Below are 18,489 nucleotides of genomic sequence, written 5' to 3'. Positions count from 1 at the left end.
CGCACGCGGCACTGTGTTTCACGTGAAACAACGGCCCGGTGCGCGGCGGACGTCGCAGGACGGGGGCGCCGGACCGGCGGGGGACGACGGTCCGGCGTCGTCCCCCGCCGGTCCGGCGGCGGCCCGCGCGGCGTTCAGCCGCGCTTCGACTGGGCCTTCTGCTGCATGCCCCTCGTCTTGGCGGCGACCGACTGGACGTCCCTCACGGCGGCCTTGGCACGCGCCTCGGCCGCGGTGTTCTTCGCCAGCGCGCGCTCGGAGTCCTGATGCTCGTGGTGACCGGTGCGAGCCTTCTTGGACATGATCAACACCTCTCGGCTGCCTTGGGGCGTACCCCCACCACGATGCTCCCCTTCGCCACCGTCGGCATCCCGGAACCGCACCGGCGCATCGCTCCCGCCGGTGCGGCAAGAATGGGGGGCATGACCAGCGACAGCGATCTGACCCCCGGCGCAGCCGCCGAGACGCCCGAGATGCCCGACTGGGAGAAGCGCTTCCGGGCGCCGCGCGTCGGGCTCCCCGACTGGGCGGAGGACGCCCCGGACCGCTCGCTCTTCGTCTCGAACGCCACCGGGACGTACGAGCTCTACGCCTGGGACCGTGCCACCGGCACGCAGCGCCAGGCCACCGACCGCCCCAACGGCACCACCGACGGCACCCTCTCCCCCGACGGCGAGTGGATCTGGTGGTTCTCCGACACCGACGGCGACGAGTTCGGCACCTGGGTCCGCCAGCCCTTCGCGGGCGGCCCCGACGAGCCCGCCACCCCCGGTCTGGAGGCCTCCTACCCGGCCGGTCTCGCCATCGGCCGCGACGGTACGGCGGTCGTCGGCCGGTCCACGGACGAGGACGGCTCCACCATCCACGTGGTGCGCCCCGACGGCAGCGACCCCGCCGTCATCTACCGCCACCGCGAGTCGGCCGGCGTCGGCGACCTGTCCCACGACGGGACCCTGCTCGCCATCGAGCACACCGAGCACGGCGACGCGATGCACTCGGCGCTGCGCGTGGTCACCCTCGACGGGGCGACCGTGGCGGAGCTCGACGACTCGCGCGGCGCCACCGTGGAGCTCGGCCTGGAGGTGCTCGGCTTCGCCCCGGTCGCCGGGGACACCCGGCTGCTCATCGGTCACCAGCGGCGCGGCCGCTGGGAGCCGATGGTGTGGGACGTCGCCACCGGCGCCCAGGAGGACCTCGCGGTCGAGCTGCCGGGCGACGTGAGCGCCGAGTGGTACCCGGACGGGTCCGCCCTGCTCGTCGCGCACAGCTTCGAGGCGCGCAGCGAGCTGTGGCGCTACGACCTGGCCGCGCGGGAGCTCGTACGGGTGGACACGCCCCCGGGGTCGGTGACCGGCGCGACCGCCCGCCCCGACGGGACCGTGGAGTACCAGTGGTCCTCGGCGGCCGAGCCGGCCTCCGTACGGTCCACCGCGGGCGGCGTCGTGCTCGACCCGCCCGGCTTCCGGCCGCCGGGCTCGGTACCCGTCGAGGACGTGTGGGTGGAGGGCCCCGGCGGGCGGATCCACGCGCTCGCCCAGCGCCCGGTGGGCCACGGCGAGGGCCCCTTCCCCACGATCTTCGAGATCCACGGCGGCCCGACCTGGCACGACAGCGACTCCTTCCTCGCCACTCCGGCGGCCTGGCTCGACCACGGCTTCGCGGTGGTCCGGGTCAACTACCGGGGATCGACCGGCTACGGCCGCGAGTGGACCGATGCCCTCAAGCACCGGGTCGGCCTGATCGAGCTGGAGGACGTATCCGCCGTCCGGGAGTGGGCCGTGGCCTCCGGCCTCGCCGACCCGGCGCGCCTCGTCCTGTCGGGCGGCTCCTGGGGCGGGTACCTGACCCTGCTCGGCATCGGCACCCGGCCCGACGACTGGGCCGTCGGGCTGGCCGCCGTACCGGTGGCGGACTACGTGACGGCGTACCACGACGAGATGGAAGCGCTGAAGGCCCTGGACCGCACCCTCTTCGGCGGCACCCCGGAGGAGGTCCCGGAGCGGTTCGAGGCCTCCTCACCGCTGACGTACGTGGACGCGGTCAAGGCGCCCGTCCACATCGCGGCGGGCGTCAACGACCCGCGCTGTCCGATCCGGCAGATCGACAACTACGTGGACCGGCTCGCGGCGCGCGGCGCCGTCCACGAGGTCTACCGCTACGACGCGGGACACGGCTCGCTGGTCGTGGAGGAGCGGATCAAGCAGGTCCGGATGGACCTGGAGTTCGCGCTGAAGCACCTGCCGAGGTGATGCCACGGGGCTCGGCCGGCCTCCGGTGCACCCGCGGTGCGCCCGGAGCCCGCCGAGCCCCGGAGGCGGGCGCCGGGCGCGGCCCCCGTACCGTGGTGGGGTGCACCGGTTTCTCCTGACCCCGCGCTGGTGGGGGATCAACGTCTTCGTCGCGCTCGCCATCCCCTTCTGCCTGTTCATGGGGACCTGGCAGCTCGGCCGGTTCGAGGACCGCGTCGGCAGCCACCGGGAGGCGAACGCGGAGCGGCCCGCCGACCAGGCGGCCGCACCGCTGGACTCGCTGCTCCCGGTCGACACGAAGACCTCCGGGCGGCTCGCTTCGGCGGCCGGCGAGTACGGGCGGCAGCTGCTGGTCCCGGACCGGGTGCTCGACGGGAAGACGGGCTTCTACGTCCTGACCCTGCTGCGGACCGACGGCGGCAAGACCGTCCCCGTGGTCCGCGGCTGGCTGCCCGGGACGCCCGACCCGGCGAAGGTTCCGGCACCGCCGGCGGGGCGGACCGAGGTGACGGGTGCCCTGCAGGCCTCGGAGAACTCGGGAACCAAGGGCGTGCACGCGCAGGGCGGGCTGCCGGCCGGGCAGGTCGGGGTGATCGGGTCGGCCACGCTGGTCAACCTGGTGCCGGACCCGCTCTACGACGCCTGGCTGACGGTGCAGACCCCGGCCGACGGAATGCTTCCGGTGCCGGCGAAGGCACCGGTCAACACCGGTCTCGACATGAAGGCCTTCCAGAACCTCGGCTACACCGGTGAGTGGTTCGTCTTCGCCGGATTCGTGCTCTTCATGTGGTTCCGGCTCTACCGGCGCGAGGTCGAGACCCTGCGCGACGCCGAGGCGGGACTGCTCCCGGCGCCGGACGCCGCTCCCTCCACGACCGCGCGGGCCGAAGCACAGGCCTGAGCCCGGACTCCGGGTCCGGGGTCCGGTTTGCGAAGGGTGCCCGGCCCCGCCGGTCCGGGCGTCCGGGCCGGCCCGGACGCCCGATCCGCGCTACGGCGTCGCCTGCGGGATGATCCCCGTCCGGTAGACCGTCCCGCCGCAGGCCTCGGGAATGGTGGTCCGGGTGACCGGATCGCCCGTGGCCGGGGTGTGCGAGACCGCCACTCCGCCCGGCTGGGTGTCCGTACCGCCGGTCTGCGGGTCCGGGCCCGGAGCGGCGGCGGCCGCGGTGCCGTCACCGCCGGGCGCCGCGGCGGGCGCTCCCGTGGCCGTCCCCGTACCGGCCGGCTGCGCGGCGTCGCCCTGCTGGGGCTTGGCCGACGGGCCGGGGGGTGCCGGGCAGGAGGCTCCCGAGGGCACCCAGGCGAAGCGCACCTCGTACGCCGTGTTCGGCTCCAGGAACAGCACCGGGGTCTCCGCCGACGGGTCGGGCAGCAGCCCGCTCACCGGGTCGCCCGCCGTGTGGCCGGTGACCGTCACCCCGGCGGACTGCGCCGACGGCGGCCCGGCGGGGACCGCCGCGGCGGTCACGGTGTCCGGGCCGGTGACCGTACAGCCCTTGGCGGAGACGTTGGTGACCTTGAAACTGCCGAGCACCTTGCCGTCGGGCCCGGGGGCACGGGCGCTGCCGGCCACCCCGAGCTGTCCGGCGGTGCAGCCGGGGACGCCGGGGGCCGCGCCCACCGGGGGCGGGCCGTGGCCGGCTCCGTTCGCGGCGCCCGGGACGACTCCGGCATCGGACGGGCCGCCCGTGACCGTGCCTCCGGAGGGGGAGCCGCTGGCCTGCGGGGACGGCTTGCCGCCGGTACCGCCCGCCTCCTGGTCCGCGCCGGCGGGCTTCGCGGTCTTCGGGCCGGTCCCGGTCCCGTCGCCGGAGCCGTTCTGGTGCGGGTCGGAGGGGCCGCCGGTCTTGCCGCCCTGGGCCTCGCCGTGACCGGCCATCGCCGAGTGTCCGGCCGCCGCGTCCTGGTCGGTGCCCAGGTGCAGCGCGGCCGGGATCGCGGTGCCGGCCAGCAGGGCCGCCGCGGCCGCCCCGACGAGTGCCTGCCGCTTGCGGGCCCGGCGGACGGGCACCGCGTGGCGCAGCCGCTCCAGGGCTCCCTCGGAGGGCTCCAGGCCCTGCACGGCTCCGGCCAGCAGACTCCGCAGGACCTGCTCGTCACCGGTGCCCGGTGCGGCCGGCCCCCTCGGGTTCTCGTGATCGTCCCTCATGACTGCGCTGCCTCCATCGCCACCCTCAGCGCGGCAATGCCCCGCGATCCGTACGCCTTGACCGAGCCGAGCGATATCCCGAGCGTCTCGGCGACCTGGACCTCCGTCATGTCCGCGAAGTAGCGCAGCACGAGCACCTCGCGCTGGCGGCGCTGGAGCCCGCGCATCGCCTTGATCAGGTCGTCCCGCTCCAGCTGGTCGTAGGCCCCTTCCTCCGCGCTGGCCATGTCCGGCATCGGCTTGGACAGCAGCTTGAGACCGAGGATGCGGCGGCGCAGCGCGGAACGCGAGAGGTTCACGACGGTCTGGCGGAGATAGGCCAGTGTCTTGTCGCGGTCGCGCACCCGGTTGCGGGCCGAGTGGACGCGGATGAAGGCCTCCTGGACCACGTCCTCGCAGGAGGCCGTGTCGTCGAGGAGCAGTGCGGCCAGGCCCAGGAGGGACCGGTAGTGGGCCTGGTAGGTCTCGGTGAGGTGGTCGACCGTGGTCCCGGCGACGACCGGCGCGCCGTCGGCCGCCGTCACGGACGGCGTCTCGGACGGCGTCCCTGCGGGCATGGCGGCGGGCACCGTGGTGTCCGGTGCGTCGGCCGGTCCGTCGGCCGGTTCCGTGGCCGATTCCGTGGCCGTGCTGTCGCGGGGCGCGGGCACGCGCCCGCCGAGGGTCGGCGGGACGGGAACGATCACGGGGAAGCCGCCGGAGCCGCCTGCCGCGAGCGAGCGGCGGCGCGGGGGAACGATCCCTGGGCGCGCCGGTACGACGGCGTATTCCAACAGTGCCTCTGCCACGCCGGTTGGACACGCGTCCCCCCGTGAGGGTTGTACGCGTGCGGCAGAGTAACCAGCAATTTCCCCATTGCCTTCATGCGTACCCGCTCTTCCCGATTGCCCCATTTATCCAGACGGCAGTCGGGCCATCACCTTGATCAAGGGATCGGGACCGATCCTACAAAGCGAATTACGCGAATTCACCCGCGATCAGTTCCGAGATCTGCGTGGCATTCAGCGCCGCGCCCTTGCGCAGATTGTCCGCGCACACGAAGAACTCCAGGGAGCGGGGGTCGTCGAGCGAGGCCCGTACCCGTCCCACCCAGGCGGGATCCGTACCGGCCGCGTCGGCGGGCGTGGGGAACTCCCCCGCCTCGGGATCGTCGACGAGCACCACCCCGGGCGCCGCCTCCAGGATCTCCCGGGCGTGCCCGGCGTCCACCTCCCGCTCGAAGCGGGCCCGAACCGTCAGGGAATGGCCGGTCACCACGGGAACCTGTACGCAGGTCACCGCGATCGGCAGCGTCTCCAGCCCCAGGATCCGCCGGGTCTCCGCCCGTACGGCCAGCTCGTGCGAGGACCAGCCGCCCTCGCGCAGCTCCCCGGACCAGGGCACCACGTTCAGCGCGAGCGGAGCCGCGAAGGGGCCGGTGTCCTCGCCCACGGCCCGGCGCACGTCCCCGGTCTGCTCCCCCAGGGCGCTCCCGGCGACCAGCGAGAGCTGGCGGCGCAGCGCCTCGGAACCGGCCCGGCCGGCCGCGCTGGCGGCCTGGTACGAGGAGACGGCCAGGTCGGCCAGTGCGTACTCGGCGTGCAGCGCGCCCAGGGCGGCGATCATGGCGGCCGTCACGCAGTCCGGGCCCGCGACGATCCCGCGCGGCCGGATCCGTACGGCGTGGCCGTTCACCTCGGGCACCACCAGGGGCACCTCGGGGTCCTCCCGGAAGGCGGCGGACTGGTCCACCACGACGGCACCGCGCGCGGTCACCACGGGGGCCCAGCGCGCCGACACCTCGGCCGGGGTCAGGAAGAGCACGACGTCGCCCACGCCGAAGCCGTCGAAGGCGTCCTCGGTGAGGGCGAGCACCTCGGTCTCCTCCCCACGGACGGCCAGCACGCGGCCGGCCGAGCGCGGGGAGGCGATCAGGCGGATGTCGCCCCAGACGTCCGCCCGCTGGGACAGGATCTGGAGCAGGACCGAACCGACGGCTCCGGTCGCCCCGACCACGGCGAGCGCCGGGCCGGGGGACCGGGGCGCCGTCATCGTCCGGTGCCTCCGTAGACGACGGCCTCGTCGCTGTCGGAGTCCAGGCCGAAGGCCGTGTGCACCGCGCGGACGGCGTCGTTGACGTCGTCCTGGCGGGTGACGACCGAGATGCGGATCTCGGAGGTGGAGATCAGCTCGATGTTCACGCCCGCGTCGGACAGCGCCTGGAAGAAGGAGGCGGTGACGCCCGGGTTCGTCTTCATGCCCGCGCCGACCAGGGAGATCTTGCCGATCTGGTCGTCGTAGCGCAGCGAGTCGAAGCCGATCTGGCCCTTCGCCTTCTCCAGGGCGTCGATGGCCTTGTGGCCCTCGGCCTTGGGGAGGGTGAAGGAGATGTCGGTCAGGCCGGTGGAGGCCGCCGACACGTTCTGGACGATCATGTCAATGTTGATCTCGGCGTCCGCGATGGCCCGGAAGATCGCCGCGGCCTCGCCCGGCTTGTCCGGGACGCCGACGACCGTGATCTTGGCTTCGGAGACGTCGTGAGCGACTCCGGAGATGATGGCGTGCTCCACCTGCGCGTCCCCTTGCGGATTCTCGTTGCTGACCCAGGTGCCCGGCAGTCCCGAGAAGGACGAGCGGACGTGGATCGGGATGTTGTAGCGGCGGGCGTACTCGACGCAGCGGTGCAGCAGCACCTTGGAGCCGGAGGCCGCGAGCTCCAGCATGTCCTCGGAGGAGATCCAGTCGATCTTCCGGGCCTTCTTCACGACGCGGGGGTCCGCGGTGAAGACGCCGTCGACATCGGTGTAGATCTCACAGACCTCGGCGTCCAGCGCGGCGGCGAGCGCCACGGCGGTGGTGTCCGAGCCGCCCCGGCCGAGGGTGGTGATGTCCTTGGAGTCCGCGGACACACCCTGGAAGCCGGCGACGATGGCGATGTTGCCCTCGTCCAGCGCGGTGCGGATCCGGCCCGGCGTCACATCGATGATGCGCGCTTTGTTGTGGACCGAGTCGGTGATCACGCCTGCCTGGCTGCCGGTGAACGACTGGGCCTCGTGGCCCAGGTTTTTGATCGCCATGGCCAGCAGGGCCATGGAGATGCGCTCTCCGGCGGTCAGCAGCATGTCGAATTCGCGCCCCGCAGGCATCGGAGATACCTGCTCGGCGAGATCGATCAGCTCGTCCGTAGTGTCGCCCATCGCGGAAACCACGACGACCACCTGGTGGCCGTTCTTCTTGGCGTCCACGATCCGCTTGGCGACGCGCTTGATGCCCTCGGCATCGGCTACGGAGGAGCCTCCGTACTTCTGCACGACAAGGCCCACGTGCGCTCCTCGCTCGGTCCGTCTCATTGCTGGTGCAGTCTAACGAGCGGCCGGGATCCGACCGCCCCGTGCCACATCATGAGACGAAAGGATCAGCGCCCCGGTTGCCGGTCACTTGCGGCCGAGCCGCCCCAGCTCCTCGGCCATGACCAGTCCGGCCTGCTCCGCGAGCTCCTCCTCGGTCAGGTCCTCGTCCGTGTCGAGGCCGTCGAGGGCGGCCAGCGGCTGGTCCAGGCGGACGTGCGCGATCAGCGACTGGAGGGCGCGCAGGGTGGCCGAGGCCGTCGGACCCCAGTTGGTGAAGTACGAGAACTGCCACCACCACAGCGCCTCGGTGATCCGGCCGGCCTGGTGGTGGATGAGGCCGTGGCGCAGGTCGGCCACCACGTCGGCCAGGTCGTCGGAGATCCGGTGCGCGACCGGGGCCTTGCGCGGCTCGTACGGGTCGAAGACCTCGGAGTAGACGTCGACCGGCTCCAGCATGACGGCGAAGCGCTCGCGCAGGTCGTCCACGTCCGGCTCCGGGCCCAGATCGGGCTCGTAGCGCTCCTCGGGGAGGACGTCCTGGTACGCGCCCAGCCGGCCGCCCGCCAGCAGCAGCTGGGACACCTCCAGGAGGAGGAAGGGAACGGCGCTGTCCGGGTCCTCGCCCTTGGCCACCTCGGTGACCGCGACGATGAGGGATTCGATCTGGTCCGCGATCGAGGCCGCGAAGTCGTCCGGATCCTGTCCGAGGGCGTGCAGCGTTGCGTCAGACATCGAGAAGTCGCCTTCCTTCAAAGGCCCGCCCGAGCGTGACCTCGTCCGCGTACTCCAGATCTCCCCCGACGGGGAGCCCGCTGGCCAGGCGGGTGACCTTGAGGCCCATGGGCTTGATCATGCGGGCGAGGTAGGTGGCGGTCGCCTCGCCCTCCAGGTTCGGGTCGGTCGCCAGGATCAGCTCGGTGACCGTCCCGTCCGCGAGGCGCGCGAGCAGCTCGCGGATGCGCAGGTCGTCCGGGCCGACGCCCTCGATCGGGCTGATCGCGCCACCGAGGACGTGGTACTTGCCCCGGAATTCGCGGGTCCGCTCGATCGCGACGACGTCCTTCGGCTCCTCGACCACACAGATGACGGTCGTGTCGCGGCGCGGGTCACGGCAGATCCCGCACCGCTCCTCCTGCGCCACGTTCCCGCACACCGCGCAGAACCGGACCTTGGCCTTGACCTCCAGCAGCGCGTGCGCGAGGCGGCGGACGTCGGTGGGTTCGGCCTGCAGGATGTGGAAGGCGATCCGCTGCGCGCTCTTGGGCCCGACGCCGGGCAGCCTGCCCAGTTCGTCGATCAGGTCCTGGACCACGCCTTCGTACAACGGACTGCCTTCTTTCTCTGGTCTTCTCTGTTTGTCTTCGGGACGTCCGCTCGTCTTCGGGACGTCTGCGAGGCCCTTGCCGCCGGGAGCCGGGCCCGCTCGGGCCCGGGCCCCGGACCGGGGTCAGAACGGCAGGCCGGGGATCCCGCTGCCGCCGCCCAGGCCCTGGGCCAGCGGTCCCAGCTTCTGCTGCTGGAGCGCCTGCGCGTTCTCGTTGGCCGCCTGGACCGCCGCGACCACCAGGTCGGCGAGGGTCTCGGTGTCCTGCGGGTCCACGGCCTTCGGGTCGATCACCAGCGCCCGCAGTTCACCGGAACCGGTGACGGTGGCCTTGACCAGACCGCCTCCGGCCTGGCCCTCGACCTCTGCCAGAGCCAGCTCCTCCTGCGCCGCGGCGAGGTCCTGCTGCATCTTCTGGGCCTGCTGGAGCAGCTGCTGCATGTTGGGCTGGCCACCACCGGGAATCACAGGTGCTCACTCCATACGTCGTCGCTACGACCTTCGGGAACGCTCGGTCAATCCGAGCCTACGTGCTCCCCGCGCACCGCGCCCTACGCCGGGAGGACCAACTCTTTCGAGTGAGAGTCGGGGCGTGCGCGTACCTGATGGCGCCCTCCTTGTGGGCGGAAAACCCGGGATTCGTTGTCCATCGCGCGTCATTCGAAGGTAGGAAGAGCATGCGCATCATTGCGCACACGCGCACCACAGAGACGTCAGCGCAGGCAGAGGGAGTGCCGGGTGAGTCAGCCGGAGATGCAGCCCGAGGGGCCACCCCGGGATCCCGCGGAGGACGGCGACGGCGACCTGACCGGCCGGCCGTTCCCGCTCGGGGACTGGGGCGAACCCGCGGAGCGGCTCGACGAGCTCTACCGCCGGGTGGAGGCCGACGCGCTGCGCACCGCCGAGTGGTACCTCTCCGACCGGGCCTGGAAGCGCCGGGGCGCGCGGACGCTGCGGGCCGGCGCGGCCCTGGGCGCCGTCGCGGGTGCCGCGATGCCCCTGCTGGAGCTGACGGGCTCGGCGCCGGGCGCGGCCTCGTACGGGTACCTGTCGCTGCTGCTCGCGGCCGCGTGCCTGGCCTGCGACCGGTTCTTCGGGCTGACCTCGGGCTGGATGCGGGACGTCGCGACCGCCCAGGCGGTGCAGCGCCGCCTGCAGACCCTCCAGTTCGACTGGGCCTCGGAGAACGTACGGGAGGTGCTGGGACCGACGGAGGGCACCGCCGGCGAGGCCGCGGAGCGGTGTCTGACGGTGCTGCGCCGGTTCTCGGAGGACATCACGGAGCTGGTGCGTTCCGAGACCGCGGACTGGATGGTGGAGTTCCGCGCGGGGCCGGCGCCGCTGGTGATGCAGTCCCTGGCCGGGGCCCCCGCCCGCCCGGACGCGTACGTGCCCCCGGCCCGGTTCCCGCTCCCGCCGGGCACCCGCCCGAACATGCCCCGCCAGCGGCCGCCGGAGCAGCCCCGCTGAGCCACGGGGGCCACGGGGGCCGGGTCGGCCGCCCGGTGCCCCGTGCCCCGCGGCACCGGGCGGCCGACCGTCCGGCAGTCCGGCCGCTCAGCTGAAGATGATCATCGATCCCTGTCCGAGGCTCCGCGTCGCCGCCGCGTGCAGCCCCAGCCACACGTGCCGCTCCCGCGCGAAGGGGCTCGCGTCGTACGGGATCGGCCCGGCCGGCTCCTCCAGCGACGTCGGCCCGCCGGGCGGCGCCGGCGCGGCCGGCGGGTTCCCCGGGTCGATCCCGATCGCGGGGGCCACGAAGGCCAGCTCCCGCAGCAGCCCCTGCGCCGATCCCAGCGGGCCGCCCCCCGCCAGCAGCTCCTCGTTGGCCAGCGGAGCCGGGAAGTCCACCGGGACGTACGCCCCGGCGTGGTCGTAGTGCCACACCAGGTGGGACTGCTGCGCCGTCGGCTCGAACATCTCCAGCAGCTGCTCGTAGTCCCCGCCCAGCTCGTCCACCGGGGTCACCGGCAGCCCGCAGATCTGGAGCAGGTACGCCCGCCGGAGGAAGTGCAGGGCGTCGTAGTCGAAGCCGGCCACCGGGGCCACGTCCCCGCTCAGGCCCGGCATGTAAGCGAACACGGGCACCGACGGCAGACCCGCCTCGCCCAGCGCCTTGTCGTACGAGGCGATCTCTTCCGCGAAGGGGTTGTCGGGGCTGTGGCACAGCACGTCGACAAGGGGGACCAGCCACAGGTCACAGGCCACGCGGGCTCCGATCAGTCGTTGCCGCCGATCCGGTCAGAGTAGTGCTCCGAACACCCTCCGCGAAGGGGTGCGCAGAACCCGGGAGAACCCGGGACGGCGGGCGGGCGGGACCGGGAGCGGCCGGGGCGGCCCCTCAGAGCCCGGCGGCCCAGTCCAGACCGTGCTGGTTGTACGCGCGCACGAGGCGCCGCACCTCTTCGGCGTCGGCCAGTGTCACGGCGTCGACCAGCTCGTTGTGCCCGTCCCACAGCGCGGTCCGCAGCTCCGGCGACCCCTGGAGGTGCGGTACGGAGAAGACCCAGCACTGGATCCGGATCCGGTGCAGGAACTCGGAGATGTACGGGTTGCCGACCAGCCCGCTGAGCTCCCGCCAGAACCGCAGGTCGTAGCCGATGAGCACTTCGAGCGAGCCGCTCTGGGCGGCCCTGCGCGCTTCCTCGCCGCGGCGGCGCACCGACACCAGCATCTCGGCCGCGCCGGGCGCGACGCCGCGTTCGACGAGGCAGCGGAAGACGCCGTCGAGGATCAGCGTGCGGGCCTCGATCATGCCCCGGAAGTCGTCGATGGTGTAGGTCCGCACCCGGAACCCGCGGTGCTGGACCGACTCCAGCAGCCCCTGGGCCGAGAGGTCGACCAGCGCTTCGCGCACCGGGGTCGCGGAGACCTCGTACTGCTCGGCTATCTGCTTGACCGTGAACTCGGTCCCCGGCGGCAGACGACCCGCGAGCACCTCGTCGCGCAGCGCGTCCGCGATCTGCTGCCGAAGTGTGTTGCGGGTGACAGCTCCGCTTCCGCTGCCTGGCATAGGGGTCCGTCTCCTCCGTAGATCTTCGGACACCTTAGGCCAGGCAGCGCGGCTGAAACCGATCGGTTCTGCGGCCGATATACGGATATACCGACCGTTATCCGGACGACTTACCGTCCGGCCTCCGTCGTACTACGCGCCCACGGTGTGCCGGTCCGCGACCGCAAGGGCCTCGTCGAGGAGTGCCAGACCCTCCTTGGCCTCGGTTTCCGTGACCGTGCAGGGCGGGACGACGTGCGTCCGGTTCATGTTCACGAACGGCCACAGACCGGAGGCCTTGCAGGCCGCCGCGAATTCGGCCATCGGCGCGTTCGCGGCACCGGCCGCGTTGTACGGGACGAGCGGCTCGCGCGTCTCCTTGTCCCGTACGAGTTCCAGCGCCCAGAAGGTGCCGAGCCCGCGCACCTCGCCGACGGACGGGTGCCGCTCGGCGATCGCGGCCAGGCCCGGGGCGATCACCTCGGCGCCGATGCGGGCGGCGTTCTGGACGATGCCCTCCTCCTCCATCGTGTTGATCGTCGCGACGGCGGCGGCGCAGGCCAGCGGGTGACCGGAGTAGGTCAGTCCGCCCGGGTAGGGGCGGGTGGCGAAGGTCTCGGCGATGGCGGCGGAGATGGCCACGCCGCCCAGCGGCACGTATCCGCTGTTCACGCCCTTGGCGAAGGTGATCAGGTCCGGGGTGACGTCCCAGTGCTCGGCGGCGAACCACTTGCCGGTGCGGCCGAAGCCCGACATGACCTCGTCGAGGATGAAGACGATGCCGTTGCGGTCACAGAGCTCGCGCACCCCGGCGAGGTACCCGGCCGGCGGGGTCATGATCCCGGCGGTTCCCGGCACCGACTCCAGGATGATCGCGGCGATGGTCGCCGGGCCCTCGAAGGCGATGGTGTCGGCGAGGTGGGCGAGGGCGCGCTCGCACTCCTCGGCCTCGGTCGTCGCGTGGAAGGGCGAGCGGTAGAGGAACGGGCCCCAGAAGTGCACGACCCCGGCGGCGGCCGTGTCGGAGGGCCAGCGGCGCGGGTCACCGGTCAGGTTGATCGCGGCGGCGGTGGCGCCGTGGTACGAGCGGTACGTGGACAGCACCTTCTGGCGGCCGGTGTGCAGCCGGGCCATCCGTACGGCGTTCTCCACGGCCTCGGCGCCGCCGTTGGTGAAGAAGATCTTGTCCAGGTCACCGGGGGTGCGCTCGGCGATGAGGCGTGCGGCCTCGGAACGGACGTCCACGGCGAAACCGGGCGCGAGGGTGCAGAGCCGGGCGGCCTGCTCCTGGATCGCGGCGACCACCTTGGGGTGCTGGTGGCCGATGTTGGTGTTGACCAGCTGGGAGGAGAAGTCGAGGAAGCGGTTCCCGTCGTAGTCCCAGAAGTACGAGCCCTCGGCCCCGGCGACGGCCAGCGGGTCGATCAGGGCCTGGGCGGACCACGAGTGGAAGACGTGAGCGCGGTCGGCGGCCTTGACGGCCGCACCGGTGACATGAGGGGTCATGCCGTCACGCTAGAAGTGCGCAGGTCGGAAGGGATATCGGCGGACTGTATGGGGGTGGGCGCCCGCCCTCGGCAGTCTGTCTGCCGGGACCGAACATTGACAGCACACTTTCATGATGACAGCCTCTTGTCATAAGCTCTCGTCAGAGACTCCTCGCGATCCGGAGGCGAGCACCATGAGCGGAACCCCGAGCGGGCCCCGGCCCGGGTCCAAGCCCGTCCACCTCGCGGTCTACGACACGTACGCGGACTGGGAGACCGGCCACACCACGGCGCACCTCGCCCAGCGCGGCCACACGGTCCGTACGGTCGGCGCCGCCGCCGGGCTGCCGGTCACCACGATGGGCGGGATCCGGATCCAGCCCGACCTGGCCCTCGCGGACCTGCGCCCCGAGGACTCCTCGCTGCTGATCCTGACCGGCGCCTCGCTCTGGGAGACGGGCGACGAGCTGGCCCCGTTCGCCGCGAAGGCCCGCGCGTTCCTGGCGGCCGGGGTCCCGGTCGCGGCGATCTGCGGGGCCACTGCCGGCCTCGCCCGCGAGGGCCTCCTGGACGGGCGCGCCCACACCGGCGCGGCTTCCTTCCACCTGGCACAGCAGCCGGGGTACGGGGGAGCCGCGCACTACGTGGAGGCCGACGCCGTCACCGACGGCGACCTGATCACGGCGGGCCCGACCGAGCCGGTGGCCTTCGCCCGCGAGGTATTCGCGCGGCTCGGCGTCTACGGGCCGGACGTACTGGACGCCTGGTACCGGCTGTTCCACGACTCCGACGCGAGCGCCTACCCGGTGCTGATGGCCGCGGCGGAGGCCGGAGATGCCTGAGCCGCGGCCTCCGCTCTCGCTGCGGGAGCGGCAGGACCTGCTGAGCGGCACGGCGCTCGGCGTCTTCCACCTCAACGGGCAGTTCCTCGCACTGTCGGAGGAACTGGCCCGCCCGGCCGGGCTGACGGCGGCCTGGTGGCAGGTCCTGGGGGCCGTGCTGCGCGAGCCGCTGCCGGTGGCGGGCATCGCGCGGGCCATGGGGATCACCCGGCAGAGCGTGCAGCGGGTGGCGGACCTGCTGGTGGCCAAGGGCCTCGCCGCGTACGCCCCGAACCCGGCCCACCGCCGCGCGAAGCTGCTGCGCCCGACGCAGGAGGGGCGCGCCGCCATCGCCCGCATCGACCCGGGCCACGCAGACCTGGCCACCCGTCTGGCGGCGGAGCTGGGCGACGAGGCCTTCGCCGAGACGACCCGCGTCCTGAACCGCCTCTCGGCGGCCTTGACCACCATCACCGCACACGAATCCGGCTCCGATTCCGGCCCCGCCGAACCGGAGTCCAGCCCCGCCGGCGATTGAGGCGCGGGTCCGGGGGGCCGGAGGTCCGGAGGTCCGGGGGGCTCTGAGCCGCACCGCAACGCCTCCGGCTCCGCGCAGCGGTCGGCTCCGCGCGGACCGGACCTGCGCGATACTCCCCCTCCCCCGCGGAGCGAACTACGCTCGGCCCGTCGGCCCGCCCCCGGGGGAAGGACCACCCGCCGATGGAACCGCTGCACCCCGCCGACCCCCAACACGTCGGCCCGTACCGCGTCCTGTCCCGCCTCGGCGCCGGCGGCATGGGCCAGGTCTACCTCGCCCGGTCCGACCGCGGCCGCACCGTCGCGGTCAAGCTCGTCCACCCCGGACTCGCCCTCCGCGAGGAGTTCCGCGCCCGGTTCCGCCAGGAGGTCGCGGCCGCCCGCCGGGTCGGCGGCGCGTGGACCGCTCCCGTCCTCGACGCCGACACCGAGGCCGAAGTCCCCTGGTTCGCCACCGGGTACATCGCCGGGCCGAGCCTGCGCCAGGCCGTGGCGCATGACTTCGGCCCCCTTCCCACCCGTACCGTGCTGGTCCTGGCCGCCGGGCTCGCGTACGCCCTCCAGGACATCCACCGGGCCGGCCTCATCCACCGCGACCTGAAACCGTCCAACGTCCTGCTCACCCTCGACGGGCCCCGCGTCATCGACTTCGGCATCGCCCGCCCGCTCGACACCCGCGACGCCGGTCTGACGCGGCCGGGGGAACTGGTCGGCTCACCCGGGTTCATGGCTCCCGAGCAGGTCCGCGGCGAGGCGGTCACACCGGCCTGCGACGTCTTCTGCCTCGGCGCCGTACTGGCCTACGCGGCCACCGGGCGGCTGCCCTTCGGCGACGCGGAACACCCCGGCGGGGCCGCGGGGCTGCTGCTGCGCATCGTGGAAGCGGAACCCGAGCTGGACGGCGTACCGGCCGAACTGCGGGAACTGGTCGCGGACTGCCTGCGCAAGGACCCCGCGGCGCGCCCCGATCCCGCGGCGGTCCTGGACCGGGTCGGGGCGGGCGGCACGGTGGCGGACGGGCGCGCCCTGGAACCGTGGCTTCCGGCGCCGCTCGTGGACCGGCTCGGACGGCACGCCGTACAGCTCCTCGACCGCGAGGACTCCGGTCCGCGGCACGTCGTCCTCCCGACCCCCACCGCAGTGGCGCCCCCGCCGCCGGCCCTGCCCCTGCCCCCGTCGTACTCCTACGGGCCGCCCGCCGAACCGGCGCCCCGGCCCCACCCGGCGTCGACCGCCTTCCTGGTGGCCGTCGCCGTCGTGGTCGCGGCCGCGGCGGGCGGCACGGTGTACGCGGTGATGAGCAGCGAGCCGGATCCCCTCCCTCCGGGCCCGGCGGTCACCGCCTCCGCCCCGTCCCCGCCCACCGGGGCGGGCCCCGCGGACCCCAAGGACCCCGGAACCGGAACCTCCGCCGGCAGTGACCCGGCCGCCCGCCTCCCCCAGTCCTACGCCGGCACCTGGCGGGCCGCCTCCGGCAGCGCGATCTGGCGCCTGGACCTCACCCCCGGCGGGGTCGGCGAGCCCGTGATGACCCTGCGGGTGGACGATCCCGGCTACTCCTGCTCCTGGCGGGCCACCCTGCGCGGCGCCCCCGACCCGGTGGAGCTCGACGCCTCCACCCTCGTCTCCGGAACCCCTCCCACCTGCACTCCCGGCGGCCGGAGCCGGCTGCGGCTGCTGCCCGACGGGACCCTGCGGCGTGAGCTGGAAGGGGGATCGAACCCCCCTCTCACGTATCACCGGGAGTAGTCGGCAGCCGATTGTGTCGAAGTCAATAAGACTGCAAGCAAAGCTTGTTGCGTACGAGGAGCCCATCGCACACTGCGGCACATGGAGCCGTTGAAGGTAGTGGCACAACTGTGGGAGCGGATCGAGGCACGCGACTGGGACGGCGTGGCCGCGCTCATCGCCGAGGACGCGGTCATCGAGTGGCCGGTCAGCGGCGAGCGCATCGTCGGCAGGGCCAACTTCGTCGCCGTGCTCCGCAACGAGGGGGACGACTCCGCGGACGACGAGAGGTCCCTCGGCGCGGTCGAGGTGCTGCGCATCCTCGCGGACGGGGACCTCGTCGTCACCGAGGTGGAGATACCCGAGGAGCACGTCGTCTACCGGGCCGTCTCCCTGTGGACCGTGCGCGACGGGGAGATCGTCGGCGCGAGGGAGTACTGGACCAGCCCTGGACAAGACCCCGCGCCCCGCTGGAGAGCCGTTTACGTCGAACCGCTGGTGGCAGACTGAGCCGTGTGCTCACGCAACTCGCCGCGGCTACCGGCGTCTTGGCCCTGCTCACCCTCGTCCCCGGCCCCGACATGGCCATCGTCACCCGGCGGGCCGTCTCACGGGGGCGGGCCGACGGGCTGCGCACCGTCGGCGGGATCGCCGCCGGGCTGCTGCTCTGGGGCGCCCTGACCGTGGCCGGTCTCGCCGCGCTGCTCGCCGCCTCGGCCGAGGTCTACCTGGTGGTCAAGCTCGCGGGCGCGGCGTACCTGTGCTTCCTCGGCATCCAGTCCCTGCGCCGCCCGGGGGGCAGCCCGGAGGGCGGCCCCGACGGGGCCGCGAGCGGTGCCGGCGGCGGGAGCGGGAGCGCCTGGCGGACCGGCCTGGTCAGCAACGCCCTCAATCCGAAGATCGCCGTGTTCTACACCGGGCTGCTGCCCACCCTCGCGCCGCACGGCCTGCGCCCGGCGGTGGGGATGGCGCTCCTCGTCCTGGTCCACGTGCTGCTGACCCTGCTCTGGCTGAGCACGTACGTCTACGTCCTGTCGCACGCCCGGCGGTTCTTCACGCGCCCGCGCGTCCGCCGGACGATGGACCGGGCGACGGGGGTCGTGCTGATCGGCTTCGGGGTGCGCGTGGCGACCTCGGCGGCGTAGCTCCGGGGAGGGAGGGCCGGAGGGGCCGAGGGCTGGACGGGCTGCTACCCGAGGAGGGTCTCCAGCTCCCCCGCGATGGCGGCGCGCAGCCCGTCGTGCCGGGGCGCCAGGGCGTGGCGCTCGCCGCGCCAGCACTCCTCGTCCTCGTAGAGCCAGACCGGCATCCCGACGAGGTCGGCGGGCTCCCAGTCGTAGCGGGGCCAGATGTGGGCGTGGAGGTAGGGGTCGGTGTTGCCCAGGATCTCGATGTTCACGCGGCGGAAGGCCGGGTCGAGGCGGGCGCAGGCGCGCTCCACGGCCTCGGCGAGGCGCTCCAGGTCAGTGAGGTAGGCGATGCGGCGGGGCCGGGGCAGCTCGGAGAGGCGGGTCACGGCCGGGTCGTCGGTCAGCAGGACCGAGTAGCCGGGCAGGAACTGCCGGTCCCCGATGGCCGCGAACCCCGAGTCGAGGCGGCGCAGGACGGTGGGGTTCTCGCCCCGGTGCGCGCTGCCTATGCGGTCGCGCCTCCAGTCGTTCTCGTTCATGTCACGGACCCTAACGCAGCGGTGGTGAGCGGCCCTTGGGGTCGGGGCCAGGGGTCGGCTCCCTGCCGACTCCCTGTCGGCTCCCGGTGGGTGGCCGGGGCGTCCGGTTGGCTCTGAGGTAGTGCCTGTCATACCTGAGAGCTACGAGGAAAGGCCGCTCCGGAGCGTGACGCCGACCAAGGGTGCTGATTCCTAACTTCG

At 73.2% G+C, this 18,489-nt stretch carries 20 protein-coding genes; 8 read left to right on the top strand and 12 right to left on the bottom strand.

Annotation, left to right across the window (positions count from 1 at the left end; all coding sequences use genetic code 11):
* Positions 1–134: 134 nt before the first annotated feature.
* Positions 135–302 (bottom strand): hypothetical protein, encoded by a 168-nt coding sequence (locus tag ABZW32_RS04695; RefSeq protein WP_158740609.1) that lies wholly within the window; start codon positions 300–302, stop codon positions 135–137.
* 120 nt (positions 303–422) lie between these two features.
* Here ABZW32_RS04695 and ABZW32_RS04690 point away from each other — a divergent pair, with 120 nt between their 5' ends.
* Positions 423–2,249, top strand: a complete 1,827-nt coding sequence (locus ABZW32_RS04690) for a prolyl oligopeptidase family serine peptidase (RefSeq protein ID WP_356211126.1) — start codon at positions 423–425, stop codon at positions 2,247–2,249.
* Positions 2,250–2,349: 100 nt separating this feature from the next.
* On the top strand, positions 2,350–3,150 hold the full coding sequence (locus ABZW32_RS04685) for an SURF1 family protein (protein ID WP_356211124.1): 801 nt from the start codon (positions 2,350–2,352) through the stop codon (positions 3,148–3,150).
* Positions 3,151–3,240: 90 nt separating this feature from the next.
* On the opposite strand, the gene ABZW32_RS04680 is transcribed toward ABZW32_RS04685, so the two are convergent.
* The 7 genes from ABZW32_RS04680 to ABZW32_RS04650 all read right to left on the bottom strand — a co-directional run bounded on the left by ABZW32_RS04680 (position 3,241) and on the right by ABZW32_RS04650 (position 9,522).
* Positions 3,241–4,401, bottom strand: coding sequence for a hypothetical protein (locus ABZW32_RS04680; RefSeq protein ID WP_356211121.1), 1,161 nt, complete (start codon positions 4,399–4,401; stop codon positions 3,241–3,243).
* Complete coding sequence (locus tag ABZW32_RS04675) at positions 4,398–5,189, bottom strand: SigE family RNA polymerase sigma factor (RefSeq protein ID WP_356211118.1); 792 nt, start codon at positions 5,187–5,189, stop codon at positions 4,398–4,400. Before ABZW32_RS04675 ends, ABZW32_RS04680 begins: the two co-directional genes overlap by 4 nt.
* Before the next feature lie 169 nt (positions 5,190–5,358).
* A complete protein-coding gene (locus ABZW32_RS04670; RefSeq protein ID WP_356211115.1) occupies positions 5,359–6,432 on the bottom strand; it encodes an aspartate-semialdehyde dehydrogenase in 1,074 nt (357 codons plus the stop codon).
* Positions 6,429–7,703 (bottom strand): aspartate kinase, encoded by a 1,275-nt coding sequence (locus ABZW32_RS04665; protein ID WP_266840016.1) that lies wholly within the window; start codon positions 7,701–7,703, stop codon positions 6,429–6,431. Before ABZW32_RS04665 ends, ABZW32_RS04670 begins: the two co-directional genes overlap by 4 nt.
* A gap of 111 nt (positions 7,704–7,814) precedes the next feature.
* Complete coding sequence (locus tag ABZW32_RS04660) at positions 7,815–8,462, bottom strand: DUF5063 domain-containing protein (RefSeq protein ID WP_356211112.1); 648 nt, start codon at positions 8,460–8,462, stop codon at positions 7,815–7,817.
* Positions 8,455–9,054: a recombination mediator RecR gene (gene recR, locus ABZW32_RS04655; RefSeq protein WP_030228593.1), complete on the bottom strand. Its 600-nt coding sequence runs from the start codon at positions 9,052–9,054 to the stop codon at positions 8,455–8,457. Before recR ends, ABZW32_RS04660 begins: the two co-directional genes overlap by 8 nt.
* Positions 9,055–9,177: 123 nt before the next feature.
* Positions 9,178–9,522 carry a YbaB/EbfC family nucleoid-associated protein gene (locus ABZW32_RS04650; RefSeq protein WP_356211109.1) on the bottom strand — a complete coding sequence of 115 codons (345 nt, stop codon included), beginning with the start codon at positions 9,520–9,522 and terminating at the stop codon, positions 9,178–9,180.
* A gap of 270 nt (positions 9,523–9,792) precedes the next feature.
* On the opposite strand from ABZW32_RS04650, the gene ABZW32_RS04645 reads away from it, so the two are divergent.
* The gene (locus tag ABZW32_RS04645; protein ID WP_356211106.1) at positions 9,793–10,524 is read left to right on the top strand and encodes an SLATT domain-containing protein; all 732 of its coding nucleotides are present in this window, start codon (positions 9,793–9,795) and stop codon (positions 10,522–10,524) included.
* Positions 10,525–10,611: 87 nt separating this feature from the next.
* On the opposite strand, the gene ABZW32_RS04640 is transcribed toward ABZW32_RS04645, so the two are convergent.
* The 3 genes from ABZW32_RS04640 to ABZW32_RS04630 form a co-directional block, all read right to left on the bottom strand.
* On the bottom strand, positions 10,612–11,262 hold the full coding sequence (locus ABZW32_RS04640; RefSeq protein ID WP_266840022.1) for a hypothetical protein: 651 nt from the start codon (positions 11,260–11,262) through the stop codon (positions 10,612–10,614).
* A gap of 133 nt (positions 11,263–11,395) precedes the next feature.
* Complete coding sequence (locus ABZW32_RS04635) at positions 11,396–12,067, bottom strand: GntR family transcriptional regulator (RefSeq protein ID WP_356211103.1); 672 nt, start codon at positions 12,065–12,067, stop codon at positions 11,396–11,398.
* Positions 12,068–12,199: 132 nt separating this feature from the next.
* The gene (locus ABZW32_RS04630; protein WP_356211100.1) at positions 12,200–13,552 is read right to left on the bottom strand and encodes an aspartate aminotransferase family protein; all 1,353 of its coding nucleotides are present in this window, start codon (positions 13,550–13,552) and stop codon (positions 12,200–12,202) included.
* Positions 13,553–13,727: 175 nt separating this feature from the next.
* Here ABZW32_RS04630 and ABZW32_RS04625 point away from each other — a divergent pair, with 175 nt between their 5' ends.
* The 5 genes from ABZW32_RS04625 to ABZW32_RS04605 all read left to right on the top strand — a co-directional run bounded on the left by ABZW32_RS04625 (position 13,728) and on the right by ABZW32_RS04605 (position 17,764).
* Positions 13,728–14,375 (top strand): DJ-1/PfpI family protein, encoded by a 648-nt coding sequence (locus ABZW32_RS04625; RefSeq protein WP_356211097.1) that lies wholly within the window; start codon positions 13,728–13,730, stop codon positions 14,373–14,375.
* Positions 14,368–14,892 carry a MarR family transcriptional regulator gene (locus ABZW32_RS04620; protein WP_356211094.1) on the top strand — a complete coding sequence of 175 codons (525 nt, stop codon included), beginning with the start codon at positions 14,368–14,370 and terminating at the stop codon, positions 14,890–14,892. Before ABZW32_RS04625 ends, ABZW32_RS04620 begins: the two co-directional genes overlap by 8 nt.
* Before the next feature lie 182 nt (positions 14,893–15,074).
* Complete coding sequence (locus ABZW32_RS04615) at positions 15,075–16,640, top strand: protein kinase (RefSeq protein WP_356211091.1); 1,566 nt, start codon at positions 15,075–15,077, stop codon at positions 16,638–16,640.
* An 81-nt stretch (positions 16,641–16,721) separates the two neighbouring features.
* Positions 16,722–17,129 (top strand): nuclear transport factor 2 family protein, encoded by a 408-nt coding sequence (locus ABZW32_RS04610; RefSeq protein WP_356211089.1) that lies wholly within the window; start codon positions 16,722–16,724, stop codon positions 17,127–17,129.
* Positions 17,130–17,134: 5 nt separating this feature from the next.
* Positions 17,135–17,764, top strand: a complete 630-nt coding sequence (locus tag ABZW32_RS04605; RefSeq protein ID WP_356211086.1) for a LysE family translocator — start codon at positions 17,135–17,137, stop codon at positions 17,762–17,764.
* A 44-nt stretch (positions 17,765–17,808) separates the two neighbouring features.
* Here ABZW32_RS04605 and ABZW32_RS04600 read toward each other — a convergent pair whose 3' ends face one another.
* Positions 17,809–18,288 carry a diadenosine tetraphosphate hydrolase gene (locus ABZW32_RS04600; RefSeq protein WP_356211084.1) on the bottom strand — a complete coding sequence of 160 codons (480 nt, stop codon included), beginning with the start codon at positions 18,286–18,288 and terminating at the stop codon, positions 17,809–17,811.
* Between the last annotated feature and the right edge of the window lie 201 nt (positions 18,289–18,489).

The organism is Streptomyces sp. NPDC004667 (genome assembly GCF_040609475.1).
Lineage (GTDB): Bacteria > Actinomycetota > Actinomycetes > Streptomycetales > Streptomycetaceae > Streptomyces.
Note: the sequence above shows the minus strand (reverse complement) of the source record. Positions and strands in the feature narration are given on the sequence as shown.

What these genes read in the sequence shown, in the direction of transcription:
- ABZW32_RS04695 (WP_158740609.1), bottom strand. Translation starts at nt 302, where the DNA reads ATGTCCAAGAAGGCTCGCACCGGTCACCACGAGCATCAGGACTCCGAG.
- ABZW32_RS04690 (WP_356211126.1), top strand. Translation starts at nt 423, where the DNA reads ATGACCAGCGACAGCGATCTGACCCCCGGCGCAGCCGCCGAGACGCCC.
- ABZW32_RS04680 (WP_356211121.1), bottom strand. Translation starts at nt 4,401, where the DNA reads ATGAGGGACGATCACGAGAACCCGAGGGGGCCGGCCGCACCGGGCACC.
- ABZW32_RS04670 (WP_356211115.1), bottom strand. Translation starts at nt 6,432, where the DNA reads ATGACGGCGCCCCGGTCCCCCGGCCCGGCGCTCGCCGTGGTCGGGGCG.
- ABZW32_RS04660 (WP_356211112.1), bottom strand. Translation starts at nt 8,462, where the DNA reads ATGTCTGACGCAACGCTGCACGCCCTCGGACAGGATCCGGACGACTTC.
- ABZW32_RS04635 (WP_356211103.1), bottom strand. Translation starts at nt 12,067, where the DNA reads ATGCCAGGCAGCGGAAGCGGAGCTGTCACCCGCAACACACTTCGGCAG.
- ABZW32_RS04630 (WP_356211100.1), bottom strand. Translation starts at nt 13,552, where the DNA reads ATGACCCCTCATGTCACCGGTGCGGCCGTCAAGGCCGCCGACCGCGCT.
- ABZW32_RS04625 (WP_356211097.1), top strand. Translation starts at nt 13,728, where the DNA reads ATGAGCGGAACCCCGAGCGGGCCCCGGCCCGGGTCCAAGCCCGTCCAC.
- ABZW32_RS04620 (WP_356211094.1), top strand. Translation starts at nt 14,368, where the DNA reads ATGCCTGAGCCGCGGCCTCCGCTCTCGCTGCGGGAGCGGCAGGACCTG.
- ABZW32_RS04615 (WP_356211091.1), top strand. Translation starts at nt 15,075, where the DNA reads ATGGAACCGCTGCACCCCGCCGACCCCCAACACGTCGGCCCGTACCGC.
- ABZW32_RS04610 (WP_356211089.1), top strand. Translation starts at nt 16,722, where the DNA reads ATGGAGCCGTTGAAGGTAGTGGCACAACTGTGGGAGCGGATCGAGGCA.
- ABZW32_RS04600 (WP_356211084.1), bottom strand. Translation starts at nt 18,288, where the DNA reads ATGAACGAGAACGACTGGAGGCGCGACCGCATAGGCAGCGCGCACCGG.